This window comes from Armatimonadota bacterium (assembly GCA_036504095.1).
Taxonomy (GTDB): Bacteria; Armatimonadota; DTGP01; order JAKQQT01; family JAKQQT01; genus DASXUL01.
In genome coordinates, this window is sequence record DASXVS010000060.1 from 1 (window position 1) to 1,847 (window position 1,847).

Here is a 1,847-nt window from a genome sequence, read left to right on the forward strand (position 1 = left end):
TCGTGGTTGATAACACCCATTATCGTTAGCGATTTTTGCTCGTTTGGACACAGCTGTGCGCCAACATAGAGAAGCAGGGGGAAACTGCTGTTGCCGGCCAAACCTCAATGGTTGATGCATATTCCGGAGATCCGAGCGCTGCTTGAGTCCTCGAACTTCCCGGTCATCGATCGGGCCATGGTAGAGAGTTTGTTTGGTCTTCGCCGCCGCCGGGCCATTGAACTGCTTCACTGCTTCGGCGGTTTCCAGACCGGGCAGTCCTTCCTGATCGAGCGTCTAAAACTGATAGAAGAGTTGAAGAGGATTGAAGGCGGGACTGATTTCTCTGCAGAGTCCCGGCGCCGCCAGCGGCTCTCGGAACATCTGGAACAGATCCGTCGCTGGCACAAAGCAAAGAGTGTCGTGATTCAAGTTGGCCGCGATGCACTGCCGGCCCGCGTGAAGAGACTGAGCGATGGCGTGCTGCTAGAGCCCGGCAATCTGCACATCGAGTTCTCCGGCACCGAAGATCTCCTCACCAAACTGTTTCACCTCAGCCAGGCAGCCGCGAATGACTACGAAGCGTTTCAGGCAGCCAGTGAGGGCGCCGTTCAAGAGAACCGGCGCCCTTTACTGGGCTAACTGACTTTATCGGTATGGTCGCTCTGTCCGGCAAACAGGCAGGCGGCCAAGACCGGAAAGTACTCGCACAAGGCGAGGTAACAGAAAGAAGGCCCGTCCAACTGCAGGATGACTGCCAGGCGGGGGAGCTTGCCGAGTTCCACGCGGCGAGTGCCGCGCTCCCAATGACCGACAGCTTCCGGCGTGAGACGGAATGCTTCAGCGACTTGGGCTTGGCTGATGTTTAGTTGCTCACGCCGCTGCCGGATCAAGGCACGCAGCGGGAGCGGAGTTAGTTGATGTTGATTGTTGATCATAGTGTTGGTTTTGCCAGCCGAGGCCGGCGGGATGAAATACAAAGAGGGCCGCTCGTAAGAGAGGCGGCGTGACCGGCAAGCCGGGCGGCCTACGTGTGGGCGGGCGCCTCAGGCGGGGACAAGACCGCGCACGTCCGCCTTCAGCGAGCAGGATCCTGCAAATGATTCTCGGAGGCGCCGATTGGGCCTAGACCCAAGCACGAACTTCTCTCCTGCCCGGGCCTGCCTATCGGCGTCACGCCCACGCCGGGCATCCGGCAAAACTTCCAACCGGATCGCTTCTTTGTCGGCGCCGTTGGGCAGTGAGACCAAACGGAGCCCAAAGGTGATCTCCTCCGGCGTCTTGAGTTCTTTATCGGCCACCCACTTGGCGGCGTAGTGATGTCTGGGAAGATGGGCGTTAGCCATTTGGCAGTCCGTTTGTGCCCCCACTCGGGACTGCCGCACTTCAGATGGTTCTACGCTGCTACAGCAGGCACGAGAACCGCGTGCCGTTTCCGAAGATCGCTGAGGATGCCCCACTGTTCCGTCGTCGTCGGAACGTACTCCTTGATCAAGGCCAGGCCGATGTGACCGAGCACCACGGCATCGGCCGTGTTGTCGTCGTCGGTGTCAATCTGGAAGCGCTTATAGACTGCCTTCATGACGACGTTCTTATCCACATTGCCCTTGCCGGTGACAAACTTTTTCAATTGGCTGGGCGTCACGAGAACCCTGAGGTCAATCCATGCGCCCCGCCACTACCTATACTTTGTTGGGGCTCCGTTTGTAAACGATGTGAACTCTATAAGTGCACGTGGATAGGTAGCTTGGCTAGGTCCGCGCAGCCGCACTCTGTGTTTCGTTCCGTCTGTTTCGCGGGCTCGGTAAAAAAAAATCGCCGGTTGGATCGGCAAAAACGTCTCCCCAGTGCCAGATGGCCAGATGGCC

At 58.4% G+C, this 1,847-nt stretch carries 3 protein-coding genes; 1 reads left to right on the plus strand and 2 read right to left on the minus strand.

Annotation, left to right across the window (positions count from 1 at the left end):
- Window positions 1–90 precede the first annotated feature (90 nt).
- Complete coding sequence (locus VGM51_14170) at window positions 91–621, plus strand: hypothetical protein (GenBank protein HEY3414182.1); 531 nt, start codon at window positions 91–93, stop codon at window positions 619–621.
- Here the strand turns inward: VGM51_14170 and VGM51_14175 are convergent.
- Together VGM51_14175 and VGM51_14180 are read right to left on the minus strand one after the other, a co-directional pair.
- Entirely contained in the window at window positions 618–959 is a 342-nt protein-coding gene (locus VGM51_14175) for a helix-turn-helix transcriptional regulator (GenBank protein ID HEY3414183.1), read from the minus strand. The two genes, VGM51_14170 and VGM51_14175, sit on opposite strands and share 4 nt — an antisense overlap.
- Window positions 960–1,375: 416 nt before the next feature.
- A complete protein-coding gene (locus VGM51_14180) occupies window positions 1,376–1,609 on the minus strand; it encodes a hypothetical protein (GenBank protein HEY3414184.1) in 234 nt (77 codons plus the stop codon).
- Between the last annotated feature and the right edge of the window lie 238 nt (window positions 1,610–1,847).